We start from the raw sequence: 13757 nt of genomic DNA, 5'->3' as shown, positions 1-13757 counted from the left end.
AGCGGGCCTGCAACACCGCGATGATCTCACCGTTCGACACTGTGGACAGATCGATCCCATCCAGGGCAGCAGCCAACTCAGGGCCGGGCGAAAGCTCCGCCAACCCCACCGTGACCTGCCCATTTGCCATACCCAAGACGCTAGCGGCAGGCACCGACAAAACCTGGGTACCTCAGGAAGCCAGACCCAGCGTGGTCATCCGGCCGCGGTCCCGCCTACAGACGGAACCAACCCCACCCAACGCGCCCAGCCGCCACCGGGGGACGGCACCAAGCAACCTACAAACTCAGGTCGTCGGAAATCGCGCCAGCGATTTTCGAACGAAACACATGACGGCACGCACGACCACGAACTACAACCAAGCCGGCAACTCCGGCACCTCACCACCATCCGCCGCCCGCAACGACGACCGCCCCACCAACCACCCGACCAACTCCGCGGCACTACCACGAACCGTCACCGCATCCACGGCATCCGGCCCCAACCGCCACCTACTCCCACCCCTATCGGTGGCCTCCAAGACAGCGGCCGGGCACCCCTCCCGACCGGACAGCGCGCCAGACACCTCCCCGAGCAGCGCGTCCAACACACCCGACGGCAGGTCCGAAACCCGCGCGCCCGCTCCGAGGTCCACCGCATGCAGCCAAACCTCCCGCACCCGCAGCCACGGTATCTGGCTGGCCTGGATCTCCCGCCCCTGCGCCGAGCGGACGATGGCGTTCCAGTCAGCCTCCGACAGGGAGTCGAGATCGTCGGCAAGCGTCGCGGCGGTGGACACCAGCTCGGAGCGCAGCCTGGCCACGGGCAGCCGAGACGACGACTCGATGTCCGCGTCCCGCTGTTCCTTGCTGGCGTACATCGGGCTGGGCACCCCGGTCCGCGCCCACGATGTCAGGCGGCAGAGTGCCTCGGCGTTGCGCGCCAGGTGGCCGACCACGTGCGCCCTGGTCCAGGTTGGCAGTGCGCTCGGCGCCAGCAGTTCCTCGTCCGAGAGCTTGTCCACATGGCCGAGGAAGAACTCGGTGCCCGAACGCATCCATTCGAGCGTCGTTGATGTTCGCACCGCATCATCTGACCGCGGCGGCGCTCACCCCGCAACGCCGGGCGCCCGGTACGGGCCGGGACGCCCGGCGTCGCAAGGGGTACGGCTCCCCCGAACCGTACCCGCACGGATCACCCGGCCACTCCCCCGAAGCCGGCCCGGTGGTCCGCTAGGTCCAACAACTAACCCTGGTGGGCCAGGGTCTTCGGCGCGGTGTTGCCGAGCAGTTCGTCGACGCAGGCCTCGGCGGGCTCCCGGAGCAGTTCGTGGGACTGCCGGAACACCTCGTGCGCGGCCCTGCCGGCCCAGTCGTCGGGGAGCAGCTCGGTGGGCAGGTCCGGGTCGCGGAACGGGAAGCGCCGATACGTGTTGATCAGCTGCATCCGTTCCACCAGCGCGTCCTGGCCGGTCAGGGCGCCCGCGCGGTAGAGGTCGAGCCGGGGGCGGTACACCGCGAGCATCGCGGCGTAGTCGCGGTTCAGCTCGTCCAGCGGCCAGGCTCGGGCCGCCATGTCACGGTCGATCATGACGCTCTCGGTCCTGGCGTGGAAGGTGTCCATCCGGACCGCCGGCCAGTCGGCCACGCTGGCCCTGACCTCGCCGATCCGGTCGTGCGGGCTGAGCCAGACCGACGGCGAGAGCGGGCCGAAGCCGAGCCAGGACAGCTTCTTGCGCAGTTGTTCGCGCAGCGCCCGCTCGGTCTCCGGGACCGAGTAGATGACCATGTGCCACCACCCGTCCCAAGGGTCGGCGGCCCTGTCGAAGATCCGTGACCGGCCCTCGTCCAGCAGTCGCCAGGCGGCGTCGGTCAATACGTATGTGGTTTCACGGCCGGCCCTCCTGCTGTCCAGCCACCCCTCCTTGCGCAGCCGCGTGACCACCACGCGGACCGTCGCGTCCGGGACGTCGAAGCATCCCATCAGCGCGATCAGCCCACGCAGTCGAATCTCGCCGCCCCGCTCGCGGAGGTAGTCGCCGAACAGGTCAAAGACAAGCGAGCGTGCCCTCATCCTTTCCCCCTTGTGGCCGGCCGCTCGTCCCCATGAGCGGTCATACCCGTACTTATTGTGACGGGATGGTCGCACAGAGTTAGGCGTATCTCGGAGTGTCGCGGCCAAGATCGCCGCACAAGTCCTACCTTCGGGTTCGATTGGCAGTGGATCTCGTAACCTGACGAACCCCCAGGCCGTTCAGTTATATCGCGTTGGTGCGATCGCGGTGTCGGCCGCCCCGCCCGCGACCCGGTCAGCGACATAACAGGAGGGGTCCCTGGTGCCAGACGTGTTGTGCCACATGTAGCCGAAACCTAATATCACCGCGGTCGCGCCATCCGAGCGCTCCAGCCCGTCTCGAGGAGGAGATCGATGAAGACTCGCGGTGCCGTCATCCGTCAGGCCCCGGGCAAGTACGAGGTCGTCAACCTCGAGCTGGACGATCCGAGGCAGGGCGAGCTGCGGGTGCGGATGGTCGCCTCCGGGCTGTGCCACTCCGACGACCACGTGGCCACCGGGGACATCCCGGTCGGGGTCTATCCGTTCGCCGGCGGGCACGAGGGCGGCGGGATCGTGGACGCGGTGGGGCCGAACACGCCGGGCTTCGCCGAGGGCGACAAGGTGGTGTTCTCGTTCCTGCCGGGCTGCGGGCGGTGCCGCTGGTGCGCGACCGGCCACCAGAACCTGTGTGACCTGGGCGCGGGCCTGCTCGCGGGCGCCCGCTGGAACGACCCGACCAGCTACCGGCTGCACCTGGAGGACGGCAGCCCGGTCGGCCAGATGTGCGGCATCTCGACGTTCTGCGAGTACACCACGGTGGCGGTGGACTCCGCGGTCAAGGTCGCCGAGGACACCCCGCTGGAGAAGGCCTGCCTGCTCGGCTGCAGCGTGGGCACCGGCTGGGGATCGGCGGTGAACACCGGCGAGGTGCGCCCCGGCGACACGGTGATCGTGGCCGGGGTGGGAGGCATCGGCGCGAACGCGGTGCAGGGCGCGGCGCACGCCGGGGCCGCGAACGTGATCGCGGTGGACCCGGTGGCGTTCAAGCGGGAGGCGGCGGAGTCGCTGGGCGCCACCCACACGGTGGCCAGCATCCCGGAGGCCGGCGAGCTGGCCAGGAGCTTCACCAACGGCCAGGGCGCGGACGTGGCGATCGTGACCATCGGCGTGACCAAGGGCGAGCACGTGGCCGAGGCGTTCAGCGGGGTCCGCAAGCAGGGCACCGTGGTCGTCACCGGACTGGGCAACGTCACCGAGGTCGGGCTGCCGATCGCCATCTCGGAGCTGACGCTGCTGGAGAAGAAGCTCAAGGGCTCGCTGTTCGGCTCGTCCAACCCGAGCGCGGACATCCCCCGGCTGCTGGAGCTCTACCGCGCCGGGCACCTCAAGCTCGACGAGCTGGTCACCACCGAGTACTCACTGGACGAGGTCGCGCGCGGCTACGAGGACATGCACGCCGGCAAGAACATCCGGGGCGTCATCCGCTACTGAACCGAGACCCGAGGCGGGCGGCCGAGGTGCAGGATCGGGAACGGCCGCCCGTCGGGGTCCGTCTCAGAACGGTTGAGCGTGACGAACCCGTGGTGCTGGTAGAAGCCGACGGCCTGCGGGTTCTGTTCGTTGACGTCGACCAGCAGCTCCGGGTTGTCCGCCAGGGCGTGCCGGAGGAGGGCGGAGCCGGCGCCGTGGCCGCGATGCTCGGGGTCGACGAAGAGCATCTCCAGCTTGCCGTCGGCGACACCGGAGAAGCCGACCACGACGCCGTCGGCCTCAGCGACGGTGATGTCAACCGCGGGCAGGTAGTCGTTCGCGACCCTGGCCTCGTAATGGGAGACGTCGGCGGGGGTCAGGAAGTCGTGCGTCGCCTCCACCGCGCCGCGCCAGATCCGGACCAGGGTTGGGAACTCGGCGGGGCCGTGGCACGGGCGTAGGACCAGGTCAGTCACCGGTTGGACGATACGGCGCGCAGGCGCTTCGGGTGCCGGGGGTCGAGCTTGACGAAGACCAGGAAGTACGAGTGGTTCTTCCGCGCGTGCTCCTGGCGGAGCAGCCTGGCCACGACCGGTCGGTTGGGGCGGACCACCACGAACAGGTCCTTGCAGTAGAACCCGGCCTCGGCGTAGGCGTTGATCAGCTCGACGTGCGTGAGCCGCTGGCGGTTCGCGCTGACCTCGTCCTGGCACTTGACGATGAACACGCCGTGGTTGCGCAGCACCCGGTGGGCCTCGGTGCCGGCGCGCAGGTAGAGGTCGAGCACGGCGTCGTGGTAGCGCGGGCCGGTGCCGGCCTCGGTGGCCGCGCCGTTGGAGTAGCGGCCCCGGAACGCGGCGTGGCTGCCCGAGCCGGCCAGGTGCTCGACGTCGCGGCGGAACAGGCCCTCCATGTACGGCGGGTCCAGGACCACGCAGTCCAGCTCCTGGTCGGCGTACGGCAGCGCGCGGCAGTCCACGCCGGTCTGCAGGTCCGTGGCGTGCACCTGGTAGGCGTCGGCGGGGACCTTGCGCCAGAACGCGCCCTTGCCCCAGGTGACGTCCGCGACCCGGCTACCCCGGGGCACGTGCAGGTCGAGGACCAGCGGGAACACGTCGGCGTTCGAGCCGATGTGGGCGGACAGCGTGACGTCGGTGGTGGCGACCCCGGCCGGTCGCTTGCGGCGCGAGACGGCCGGCGCCTGGCCAGTCATTCGCGCAGGTTATCAACCGTTCGGGGCCCGGAGCGGGAGGTCAGGACGCCGTGTCGAGCCGGGCGAGGGCGCCGTCCACCACGCCGAGCAGGACGGCGCGGTCGTCCTCGGTGCGGGCCATCACGCGCAGCCCGTAGTAGGTGACCAGCAACTGGCGGGCGGCGGCGCCCGCGTCCAGCGACGGGTCCAACTCGCCGGAGAGCTGACCGCGCGTGATCGTCTCCCGGATGGCCGCCTGGACGGCGTCGAAGTTCCGGCGCACCTCCGCCTTGACCTCGGGGTCCTCGGCGGCGCGCTCCATGGCCGCGTTGATCGCGAAGCAGCCCCGGGGGCCGTCGGACTCGTCGTCGTCGATGGCGCGCGCCAGCAGCTCGCGCAGCCGCTCCCGCGCCGGCCCGGGGCGCCGCAGCAGGGCGACCTGGGCGGCGGTGCCCTGCTCGCGGTAGGTGCGCAGCGAGCGCAGGTAGAGCTGGTGCTTGTCGCCGAACGTGTTGTACAGGCTGGACGGGCCGAGCCCGGTGCTGTCGCACAGGTCGCGGGTCGAGGTGGCCTCGTAGCCCCGGCGCCAGAACGCGTCCATCGCCGCGCCCACGACGCGGACCTCGTCGAACTTCCGTGGCCTGGCCATGCGCCCAGGGTAGACGTGTGACGCAGATTTTGTAGCGAGTGCTTCAAAATGTGTTAGCGTCGGGCACATGCCACTCGCCGTGTACGTGCTGGCCCTGGGCATCTTCACCCAGGGGACCTCGGAGTTCATGCTCTCCGGGCTGCTGCCCAACCTGGCCTCCGACCTGGGCGTGTCCATCCCCGACGCGGGGTTGTTGATCTCCGCGTTCGCAATCGGGATGGTCGTCGGCGCGCCAGCGCTGGCCATCGCCACGCTGAGCTGGCCGCGGCGCACCGCGCTGGTGGCGCTGCAGCTGGTGTTCGTCGGCGCGCACGTGGCGGGGGCGCTGGCGCCGGGGTACGGGGTGCTGTTCGGGACGCGGGTGGTCAGCGCGCTGGCCTACGCCGGGTTCTGGGGGGTGGCGGTGGCCACGGCGGTAAGCCTGGTTCCGAAGGAGATGACCAGCAGGGCGGTCGCGGTGGTGGCCGGCGGGCTGACCCTGGCCACCATCGTCGGGGTGCCGGCGGGCACGGTGCTCAGCCAGGTGTCGGGCTGGCGGGCGGCGTTCTGGGCGGTCGCGGTGGCCACGGTGGTGAGCGCGGTCGGGGCGTTGCTGACGGTTCCAAGCGGGCGCGGCGGCCGGGTGGAACGGCCCAGTGCGCGGGCGGAGCTGCGGGCGATGGCCCGGCCGCAGCTGTGGCTGTCGTACGCGATCACGGCGTTCGCGTTCGGCGCGGTGATCGTGACGTTCAGCTACCTCGCGCCGGTGCTGATCGAGGTGAGCGGGCTGCCGACGAGCTGGGTCCCCGGCGTGCTGGCGCTGTTCGGGATCGGCGGGCTGATCGGGATGACCGTCGGCGGGCGGGTCGGCGGCGCGCATCCGGTGCGGACGATCGTGGTCGGCGGCGCGGTGCTGGTGGTCGCGTCCGCGCTGCTCGCGGTGGCGGCGGCCAACCCGGTGGTCACGATCACGCTGGTGTTCGCGCTGGGAGTGGCGGGATACGTGACGAACCCGGCGCTGCAGTCGCGGGTGTTCGCGCTCGCTCCCGGCGCGCCGACGCTGGCCATCGCCGGGAACACCTCGGCGTTCAACGTCGGCAACACGCTCGCGCCGATGTTCGGCGGGCTGGCCATCGGCGCCGGGTTCGGGTTCGCGTCGGTGGCCTGGGTCGGGGCCGGGCTGGGCGCGGCGGGGGTCGCGGCCGCGCTGGTGGCCGGTCACCTACGGCGGCGCTCCCGGAGCGACCAGGAGTTTCGGATCGCCGCCGGGCGTGTCTAGGTTCGACACGCCGGGTGCGTAGCTGAGGACATCCGGATGGAGCAGGGCGCGGGCGGGCCGGTAACGACTAGCCTGCGATCATGCCGTCAGCCATCCGGGTGTTGACCATTGCCAACCTCAAGGGCGGCAGCGCCAAGACGACCTCGGCGGCGTTCCTGGCGCAGGCGTTCCACGAGCGCGGCCGCCGGGTCGTGCTGGTCGACGCCGACCCGCAGGGCTCCGCGCTGCGCTGGCACGGGCTCGCCGACTGGCCGGTGCCCGCGATGGGGCTGGCGTCCACGGCGCTGCACCGCCAGCTCTGGGGCGTGATCGACCCGGAGCGGTGGGACACCGTGGTGATCGACACCCCGCCGCTGGAGGAGCGGGACGGGATCGTGGCGGCCACCTTGCGGGTGGCCACCGACGTGCTGGTGCCGATCGCGCCGACGATGATGGAGCTGGACCGGGTCGGGCCGGTGTTCAAGGCGCTGGAGGACGCGGCCGGGCACCGCGACGAGGACCCTTCGGTGGCCGTGCTGCTCACCCGGACGGTGGCGCACGCGACGAGCACGGAAACCGTCCGGGAAATTCTGGAGGGACAGGGGCGGCGGGTGCTGTACGCCACGGTGCCCCGGCTGGAACGCTATGCGCAGGCATTCGGCGCCGGCATTCCCGATCACGACGTGCCGTACGGCACCGCCGCCGAGGAACTGCTCCAGGGGTGGGCACTATGAGTGCGAGCAACCGCAGGACCGACCTGGCCGCTCGGGCCGCCGCCGTGGCCGAGGGGGGCGGCGCCGTCGTCGACCCGCCCGCCCAGCGGGTGCCCAGGACGCGGCCGGTGCGGGTGACCGTCGAGCTGTCGCCGATGGAGCACAAGGCGCTGCGGCAGTGGTGCGCGCAGACGTCCGCCGAGCTGGACCTGCCGGTGGTGGCCGGCGCGGAGGTGTTCCGGGTGCTGCTCGCGCTGATGCGCGACGACCCGTCGATGGCCGATGCCGTCCGCGCCGAGCTCGAACGCACCGGCGGCAGCCGCCGCCACCACTGACCGCCCGCACGCACACGTTCGCGCGGCACACCCGGTCTTGCCGCCGTACACAGGTTGGGACGTGTGTGCGGCGGTAAGACTGGGTGTGCGCCCGGGTGGAGGCGGGCGCGTGAGCGGCGGGGTTGTCGGGGGTGGCGGGTAGCGTGACGGCGTGTCGGAGCGGGCTGGGGATCGGGGGTGGATGGGGGTTGCGCTGGGGTTGGCGCGGCGCTGCCCGCCGTCGCGCACGGCGTACTCGGTGGGCGCGGTGCTGGTCGGCGCGGACGGGCGCGAGCTGGCCAGCGGCTACTCCCGGGACACCGACGACACCGTGCACGCCGAGGAGTCCGCGCTGGCCAGGTACGCGGGTGGGGACCTGGGCAAGGCCACGCTGTACTCCACGCTGGAGCCGTGCTCGCGGCGCGCGTCCCGGCCGGTGCCCTGCGCGCGGCTGATCATCGACGCCGGGGTCGGACGGGTGGTGCTGGCCTGGCGGGAGCCCGCGCTGTTCGTCAGCGAACCGAGCGGCGTGGAGCTGCTGGAGGCCGCCGGCATCGAGGTCGTCGAGCTGCCGGAGCTGGCGGCGGCGGCGCGCGCGGTGAACGCGCACCTGGTCGGTTGAGCGATGAACCGATGGGTGCTGCACATGGACATGGACGCGTTCTTCGCCGCGGCCGAGCAGCTGACCCGCCCGACGCTGGCCGGCCGCGCGGTGCTGGTCGGCGGCGTCGGGCCGCGCGGCGTGGTGGCCGGCGCCAGCTACGAGTCCAGGGTGCACGGCGCGCGCTCGGCCATGCCGATGTCCCGGGCTCGCCGGCTGGTGCCCGGCGCGGTGATCCTGCCGCCTCGGTTCGTGGTCTACCGCGAGCTGAGCGACCAGGCGTTCGCGCTGGTCAGGGAGCTGGGCGGGGCCATCGAGCAGATCGCGCTGGACGAGGCGTTCCTGGAGCCCGAGGCGCTGGCCGGCGCTCCCCCCGCCGAGGTGGAGCGGCTCGCCGAGGAGCTGCGCGCGAAGATCAAGAAGGGCACCGGGATGACGGTGTCGGTCGGCGCCGGGTCCGGCAAGCAGCTGGCCAAGATCGCCTCGACGATGGCGAAGCCGGACGGGGTGCGGGTGGTGCCGCCGGGCACCGAGCGCGAGCTGCTCGCGCCGCTGCCGGTGCGCAAGCTGTGGGGCGTGGGGCCGGTCTCCGAGGCGACCCTGCACCGGGTCGGGGTGGACACCATCGGCAAGCTCGCCGCGCTGAGCACGGCCGAGGTGACGGCGCTGCTCGGCACCGCGATCGGCACCGAGCTGCACGGCCTGGCCCAGGGCGTGGACCGCCGGCCGGTGGCCGAGCGCGGTGAGGCCAAGCAGGTCAGCGCGGAGACCACGTTCGACGCCGACCTGTCCGACGTGGAGTCGGTGCGCAAGGCGGTCGCCGAGATGGCCGCGCACGCGCACCGGCGGCTGCTCGCGTCGGGCCGGGCGGCGCGGACGGTCACCGTGAAGATCCGGGGCGCGGACTTCGCCACCCGCAGCCGCTCGGAGACCTCGGTCACGGCCAGCACGAACCTGGCCACGCTGGCCGCCACCGCGCGGCGGCTCACCGACGGCGCGCTGCCCGACTCCGGGGTCAGGCTGATCGGCGTGTCCCTGTCCGGGCTGACCGACGCGGTGCAGGAGCCGCTGTTCGAGGACGAGCCGCCCGCGCCCGAGAAGCCGGACGAGACGCCCGAGCCCGCCACCGACGAACCGCCCGAGCCCCCCGAGCCGCCCGGACACGGCTGGCGCGCCGGCGACGACGTGCGCCACCCGGTGCACGGGCACGGCTGGGTGCAGGGCAGCGGGCACGGCAGGGTCACCGTCCGCTTCGAGACCCGAACCACCGGCCCCGGCCAGGCCCGCACCCTGGCCGCCGACGACCCCGACCTGACCGCCGCCGACCCGCTGGCCAGCCTGGGCTGACCGCGCGGCCCACGTCGCCCGGCCCCGACGCTAACGGAGTACGGACGTGACATGGGCCGCGACATCCGCGATCACGGGGTACCGAGGTTCGTCGGAGAACCCGGCGCGATCGGACATCACCGCAATGACGAGCGGCGCGCCATTCGGTGGCCAGACGACGGCGACGTCATTGGCCCGCCCGTAGTCACCGTGACCGGTCTTCCCGGCCACCGTCCAACCGGCGGGCACCCCCGCCCGAATGGTCTGGGCACCTGTCGCACTCCGCCGCAGCCAATCCTTGACGAGGGATTGTTTCTCCGGTGGCAGCGCATTTCCGAGCACGATCGCGCGGTGGTCGCCGGCGAGCGCGCGCGGGGTGCTGGTGTCCCTCGGGTCGCCGGGAGGATCGCTGTTCAGGTCGGGTTCGTACTGGTCCATCCGGCTCGTGGGGTCGCCGAGACCGCGCAGGTAGGCGGTGAGCTGGGCCGGGCCGCCGATGTCGCGCATCAGCAGGTTGCCGGCGGTCCCGTCGCTGTACCTGATGGCGGCGTCACAGAGCTGGCCGACGGTCATCCCGGTATCGACGTGTTTGTCGGCAATGGGCGAGATGGAGTTCACGTCCGCTTTCGTATACCTGACGACCGTGTCCAGATAGGACAACGGACGCTGCCACAGCACGGCGGCCACCGCGATTGTCTTGAACGTCGAGCAGAATGCGAACCGCTCGTCCGCCCGGTACTCCAGGAATGCACCGGAACCGGTATCCACAGCGTAGACACCAAGGCGAACCGAATACTTCCGTTCGAGCGAGGAAAACGGATCACCGGGCCGGGCGCAGGCCACCAGCGGACCCGCCAGCGCGCCCAGCAACAAGGTCCGGCGCCTCACCGACCGGCGCCGGTGTCGGCCAGGCTCGCGCCGGGATGCGCGGAGCGCGGCGGTGGCCCCTCCGGCCGGTACTCGAAGTGCCACCACTCGTTGTCGTAGACGCGGTACAGGTGGTAGCGCCCGCCGTGGCGCTCCAGCCACCGCGCGCCTTCGAGCGGCCGCACGTCCACCGCCGTCCCCGCGACGTGACAGGACTCGGCGGGCGGCAGCGTCCTCGGCCGGTACGACAGCGAACCCCGGCGGCGAACATCGGCGGCGAACAGCCGCGCCTGCTCCTCGGCGTCGCGGTACCCCGAAGTGAGCCCGATCAACACCCCGTCGCGCCACAACGCGCGGGTGCGCGCCGCCGTGAACGCCGCCTTCGTGGCCGAGGTCAGCCCGGTCAGGTCCTCGGCGGGAAACCGGACGGCGAGCGCCCACTGACACGCCGCATGCCGGGCGCCCCCGCGCGGCGCGACGACCCCGGCCACCGGCAGCGCCAGCACCGCCAGCAGCCGCGTGACCAGCCGGTATCCATGATCCCTACACCAGTACATGACGCTTCCCCCTCGGCCGCGAGCACGTTCGAGCGGTCGCAGTCTCACCGCGTCCGACCGGTGCTGTCCAAGGCAGAAACGCACGCTTTAATGCCGTAACGGCATAAATCCAAGGTCAGGGCGTCAGCTCATAGACCAGGTTGAAGTCGGTAGCCGTGGCAACCCGGGCGTCGCTGAACCCAGCCTCCACGGCCAGCTCCTGGGTCCGCCGGGGCCCGGCCTGGTTGCCCAGCCCGGCGGCCGGCGGCGCGGACAGCCCGCTGGGCAGGCAGATGAACAGCGAGGCGCCGGCCAGCAGCCGCCCCAGCGGGTTGAGCGCGTCGGACACCCGGTCCCAGCTCATCGGCTCGACCAGCATGACCCGCCCGTCCTCGGCGACCGCGGCGCGGGCCGCCCGCAGCGCGCCGAGCGGGTCGGGCATGTCGTGCAGGCAGTCGAAGAAGGTGATCAGCTGATAGCGGCCCTCCGCCGAGGTGGCCAGGTCGGCGGCGCCCGCGACCCGGAAGCTCACCCGGTCCGCCACCCCGGCCTCGGCCGCCCGCCCGCACGCCATGTCGATCGACGGGCGGTGGTAGTCGACGCCGACGAACGTGCTCGCCGGGTACGCCGAGGCCATGATCACCGTCGATGCGCCGAGCCCACAGCCGACGTCCGCGACCAGCGCCCCGGCCGCCAGCCGGTCCGCAACCCCGGTCAGCGCCGGTATCCACTCGCCGGTCAGGTGCGCCAGGTAGCCGGGCCGGAAGAACCGCTCGGTGCCGACGAACATGTCCTCGTGGTGCTCGTGCCAGCCGAACCCCTCGCCGGTGCGGAACGCCTCGGTGAGCCGGTCCAGCATCCGGGTGCCCGCCGTCAGGTTCTGGAACGCGCCGATCACATAGCCGGGGCTGGCCGGGTTGGTGAACGCGTCGGCCTGCTCGGGCGAGAGCCGGTAGCGCCCCGAGCCCGCCGAGTCGGGGTCCGCCGCGCCCGGCTCGCCGCCCTCGTAGGTCACGTACCCGGACGCCGCCATGGCCAGCAGCCACTCCCGCACGTAGCGCTCCACCAGGCCGGTCCGCTTGGCCAGCGCGGTCGGCGTGGCCGGGCCGCCCGACGCGAGCTCGGTGAACAGCCCGAGCCGGTCGCCGAGCAGGGCCAGCGGCGCGGTGACCGCCCCGCCGATGTCGGTGATCACCTGGCCGACCAGCCGTTGCAGTGCCTCGAAGTCCACCGATGCGTGCTCTGTTGCCGTCATGTCCACCTCCGGGGAGTGAGCAGCGTGCATACGGCCGCCACCGGCCGTTATCCCTGATAGGGAGTCGCGGCCGGAGGCTACTGATACATCCGTTTCAAGAATGACGGGTTCACGAGCGGCGGCGGTTGGCGACGGCGTAACCGCCCACGGCGAGGGCCAGGATCACGCCGAGGGTGCCGACGGTGAACGCCTCGAAGGTCGCACGCGAGACGTTCCAGGTACCGACGAAGTCGTAGGGCAGGCCGAACAGCCGCTCCAGCACCCCCGGCGCGACGGTCTGCCAGGCGCCGAGCAGCACCCACGCATAGATCAGCGTGAACGCGACGACCAGCCCGACCCGGCCGCCGGGCACCGCGAACGGCCTGGCCACCTCGGGGTGGCGGCGGCGCAGCCGGAGCACCGTCGGGAAGATCACCAGGTAGGACATCAACAGGGCGCTGACCGCGATGTTGAGCACCACCGCGAAGACCGCCGCCGCGCCGCCGTCCTGCAGCCAGCTCGCGGCGAGCATGAACACGGTGGCGACCACCCCGGAGAGCAGGTTGACCCGCAGCGGGGTGGACAGCCGGGGGTGGAACGCGCCGAACCAGCGCGGAAACGCCCCGTCCATCCCGGCCACCGCCTGCACCCGGTCGGACGCCATCATCCAGGACGCACCCTGGGTGAGCAGCACGAACACGAACGTCGCCGCGCCGAGGGTGACCATGGCCGGCCCGGCATCGCCGTGGACGCCGAACACCTCGGTGACCGCGTCCATGAACCCGCCGAGGCCGTTGATCTTGTCGGCGGGCAGCACGGCGGTGATGCCGAAGATCGGTACCAGGTAACACAGCGCCGAGGCCATGCCGGACACCGCGACCATGACCGGGACGTCACGGCGCGGGTTGTGCATCTCCTCCGCCGCGCCGTTCGGCGCCTCGAAGCCGACCAGCGCGAACATCAACACCGGCGCGACGCCCAGCAGCCCGTGCAACGTCGGGGCGAAGCCACCGCCGCCGCGGATGCCGTACCGGCCGGCGTAGACCCACACCGTGACCGCGAACAGCACGACCAGCGCGACCTTGGCCACCGCCCCGGCGATGACCAGCCACTTGCCGTACCGGAGGCTGACCACGGCCGCCAGGATCGCCAGCCAGATGAAGGCGAGCTTGAAGGCGTAGTCGCCCAGCCCGCCGGGTTCGCCGGCGACCAGGTACCGCTGCCAGGTCGCGGCGGCCAGGAACGTGATCGAACCGCCCAGCCAGACCGGGTTGGTGATCCAGTAGAACATCGTGCCGACCCCGGCGACCAGCCGGCCGAACGCCGCGCGCAGCCACACATACGGCCCGCCCTCGGCCGGGAAGGCGCTGCCCAGCTCGGCCATGACCAGCCCGTACGGGAACAGGAAGGTCACGACCAGCACCGCGGTCCAGGTGAAGGCCTGTGCGCCGGAGGTGGCGATCTGGCCGATGGTGTCCAGCGAGATGATCGCCGCGATGGCGAAGCAGATCGTGTCACCGCGCCGCAGGCTCCTGCGGAGGTGATCGGCCTCGGTGTTGACGAACCCGATGGTCATCGTTGATC

Annotated in this window: 15 protein-coding genes; 6 read left to right on the top strand and 9 right to left on the bottom strand. The window is 71.9% G+C overall.

Annotated features, from left to right (window positions below; all coding sequences use genetic code 11):
* Nucleotides 1-352 precede the first annotated feature (352 nt).
* On the bottom strand, nt 353-1036 hold the full coding sequence (locus N912_RS0142470; RefSeq protein WP_051581563.1) for a maleylpyruvate isomerase family mycothiol-dependent enzyme: 684 nt from the start codon (nt 1034-1036) through the stop codon (nt 353-355).
* 188 nt (nt 1037-1224) lie between these two features.
* Nucleotides 1225-2052 carry a PaaX family transcriptional regulator gene (locus tag N912_RS0142465; protein WP_028927226.1) on the bottom strand — a complete coding sequence of 276 codons (828 nt, stop codon included), beginning with the start codon at nt 2050-2052 and terminating at the stop codon, nt 1225-1227.
* 354 nt (nt 2053-2406) lie between these two features.
* Between N912_RS0142465 and N912_RS0142460 the strand changes: the two genes are divergently transcribed.
* Complete coding sequence (locus tag N912_RS0142460) at nt 2407-3525, top strand: NDMA-dependent alcohol dehydrogenase (protein WP_028927225.1); 1119 nt, start codon at nt 2407-2409, stop codon at nt 3523-3525.
* On the opposite strand, the gene N912_RS0142455 is transcribed toward N912_RS0142460, so the two are convergent.
* From N912_RS0142455 to N912_RS0142445, 3 genes are read right to left on the bottom strand one after another with little or no spacing between them, the layout of a single operon-like run.
* Nucleotides 3519-3980 carry an acetyltransferase gene (locus tag N912_RS0142455; protein ID WP_037069444.1) on the bottom strand — a complete coding sequence of 154 codons (462 nt, stop codon included), beginning with the start codon at nt 3978-3980 and terminating at the stop codon, nt 3519-3521. The two genes, N912_RS0142460 and N912_RS0142455, sit on opposite strands and share 7 nt — an antisense overlap.
* Complete coding sequence (locus N912_RS61245) at nt 3977-4717, bottom strand: DNA methyltransferase (protein ID WP_051581562.1); 741 nt, start codon at nt 4715-4717, stop codon at nt 3977-3979. Before N912_RS61245 ends, N912_RS0142455 begins: the two co-directional genes overlap by 4 nt.
* Before the next feature lie 40 nt (nt 4718-4757).
* Nucleotides 4758-5345 carry a TetR/AcrR family transcriptional regulator gene (locus N912_RS0142445; RefSeq protein WP_028927223.1) on the bottom strand — a complete coding sequence of 196 codons (588 nt, stop codon included), beginning with the start codon at nt 5343-5345 and terminating at the stop codon, nt 4758-4760.
* A 67-nt stretch (nt 5346-5412) separates the two neighbouring features.
* Between N912_RS0142445 and N912_RS0142440 the strand changes: the two genes are divergently transcribed.
* The 5 genes from N912_RS0142440 (at nt 5413) to N912_RS0142420 (ending at nt 9557) form a co-directional block, all read left to right on the top strand.
* Nucleotides 5413-6603, top strand: coding sequence for a Cmx/CmrA family chloramphenicol efflux MFS transporter (locus N912_RS0142440; RefSeq protein ID WP_028927222.1), 1191 nt, complete (start codon nt 5413-5415; stop codon nt 6601-6603).
* Nucleotides 6604-6683: 80 nt separating this feature from the next.
* A complete protein-coding gene (locus N912_RS0142435; protein ID WP_156994357.1) occupies nt 6684-7316 on the top strand; it encodes a ParA family protein in 633 nt (210 codons plus the stop codon).
* Nucleotides 7313-7630, top strand: a complete 318-nt coding sequence (locus N912_RS0142430) for a hypothetical protein (protein ID WP_028927220.1) — start codon at nt 7313-7315, stop codon at nt 7628-7630. The genes N912_RS0142435 and N912_RS0142430 overlap by 4 nt, the downstream gene beginning before the upstream one ends.
* Before the next feature lie 151 nt (nt 7631-7781).
* Entirely contained in the window at nt 7782-8231 is a 450-nt protein-coding gene (locus N912_RS0142425; protein WP_028927219.1) for a cytidine/deoxycytidylate deaminase family protein, read from the top strand.
* 3 nt (nt 8232-8234) lie between these two features.
* Entirely contained in the window at nt 8235-9557 is a 1323-nt protein-coding gene (locus N912_RS0142420; protein ID WP_051581561.1) for a DNA polymerase IV, read from the top strand.
* A gap of 30 nt (nt 9558-9587) precedes the next feature.
* On the opposite strand, the gene bla is transcribed toward N912_RS0142420, so the two are convergent.
* The 4 genes from bla to N912_RS58135 form a co-directional block, all read right to left on the bottom strand.
* Nucleotides 9588-10424, bottom strand: coding sequence for a class A beta-lactamase (gene bla, locus N912_RS0142415; protein ID WP_156994356.1), 837 nt, complete (start codon nt 10422-10424; stop codon nt 9588-9590).
* Entirely contained in the window at nt 10421-10960 is a 540-nt protein-coding gene (locus N912_RS0142410; protein WP_028927216.1) for a D-alanyl-D-alanine carboxypeptidase family protein, read from the bottom strand. Before N912_RS0142410 ends, bla begins: the two co-directional genes overlap by 4 nt.
* A 115-nt stretch (nt 10961-11075) precedes the next feature.
* Nucleotides 11076-12194 carry a class I SAM-dependent methyltransferase gene (locus N912_RS0142405; protein WP_028927215.1) on the bottom strand — a complete coding sequence of 373 codons (1119 nt, stop codon included), beginning with the start codon at nt 12192-12194 and terminating at the stop codon, nt 11076-11078.
* Nucleotides 12195-12303: 109 nt separating this feature from the next.
* The gene (locus N912_RS58135; RefSeq protein ID WP_037069438.1) at nt 12304-13749 is read right to left on the bottom strand and encodes an APC family permease; all 1446 of its coding nucleotides are present in this window, start codon (nt 13747-13749) and stop codon (nt 12304-12306) included.
* Nucleotides 13750-13757 lie beyond the last annotated feature (8 nt).

It is taken from the genome of Actinospineispora acaciae DSM 45401 (assembly GCF_000620785.1).
GTDB classification, from domain to species: Bacteria; Actinomycetota; Actinomycetes; order Mycobacteriales; family Pseudonocardiaceae; genus Pseudonocardia; species Pseudonocardia acaciae.
This window is presented reverse-complemented; position numbering and strand designations above follow the sequence as displayed.

Excerpts from the sequence above, each read along its gene's own strand:
- N912_RS0142470 (WP_051581563.1), bottom strand. The coding sequence starts at position 1,036 with ATGCGTTCGGGCACCGAGTTCTTCCTCGGCCATGTGGACAAGCTCTCG.
- N912_RS0142465 (WP_028927226.1), bottom strand. The coding sequence starts at position 2,052 with ATGAGGGCACGCTCGCTTGTCTTTGACCTGTTCGGCGACTACCTCCGC.
- N912_RS0142460 (WP_028927225.1), top strand. The coding sequence starts at position 2,407 with ATGAAGACTCGCGGTGCCGTCATCCGTCAGGCCCCGGGCAAGTACGAG.
- N912_RS61245 (WP_051581562.1), bottom strand. The coding sequence starts at position 4,717 with ATGACTGGCCAGGCGCCGGCCGTCTCGCGCCGCAAGCGACCGGCCGGG.
- N912_RS0142445 (WP_028927223.1), bottom strand. The coding sequence starts at position 5,345 with ATGGCCAGGCCACGGAAGTTCGACGAGGTCCGCGTCGTGGGCGCGGCG.
- N912_RS0142440 (WP_028927222.1), top strand. The coding sequence starts at position 5,413 with ATGCCACTCGCCGTGTACGTGCTGGCCCTGGGCATCTTCACCCAGGGG.
- N912_RS0142435 (WP_156994357.1), top strand. The coding sequence starts at position 6,684 with ATGCCGTCAGCCATCCGGGTGTTGACCATTGCCAACCTCAAGGGCGGC.
- N912_RS0142430 (WP_028927220.1), top strand. The coding sequence starts at position 7,313 with ATGAGTGCGAGCAACCGCAGGACCGACCTGGCCGCTCGGGCCGCCGCC.
- N912_RS0142420 (WP_051581561.1), top strand. The coding sequence starts at position 8,235 with ATGAACCGATGGGTGCTGCACATGGACATGGACGCGTTCTTCGCCGCG.
- N912_RS0142410 (WP_028927216.1), bottom strand. The coding sequence starts at position 10,960 with ATGTACTGGTGTAGGGATCATGGATACCGGCTGGTCACGCGGCTGCTG.
- N912_RS0142405 (WP_028927215.1), bottom strand. The coding sequence starts at position 12,194 with ATGACGGCAACAGAGCACGCATCGGTGGACTTCGAGGCACTGCAACGG.
- N912_RS58135 (WP_037069438.1), bottom strand. The coding sequence starts at position 13,749 with ATGACCATCGGGTTCGTCAACACCGAGGCCGATCACCTCCGCAGGAGC.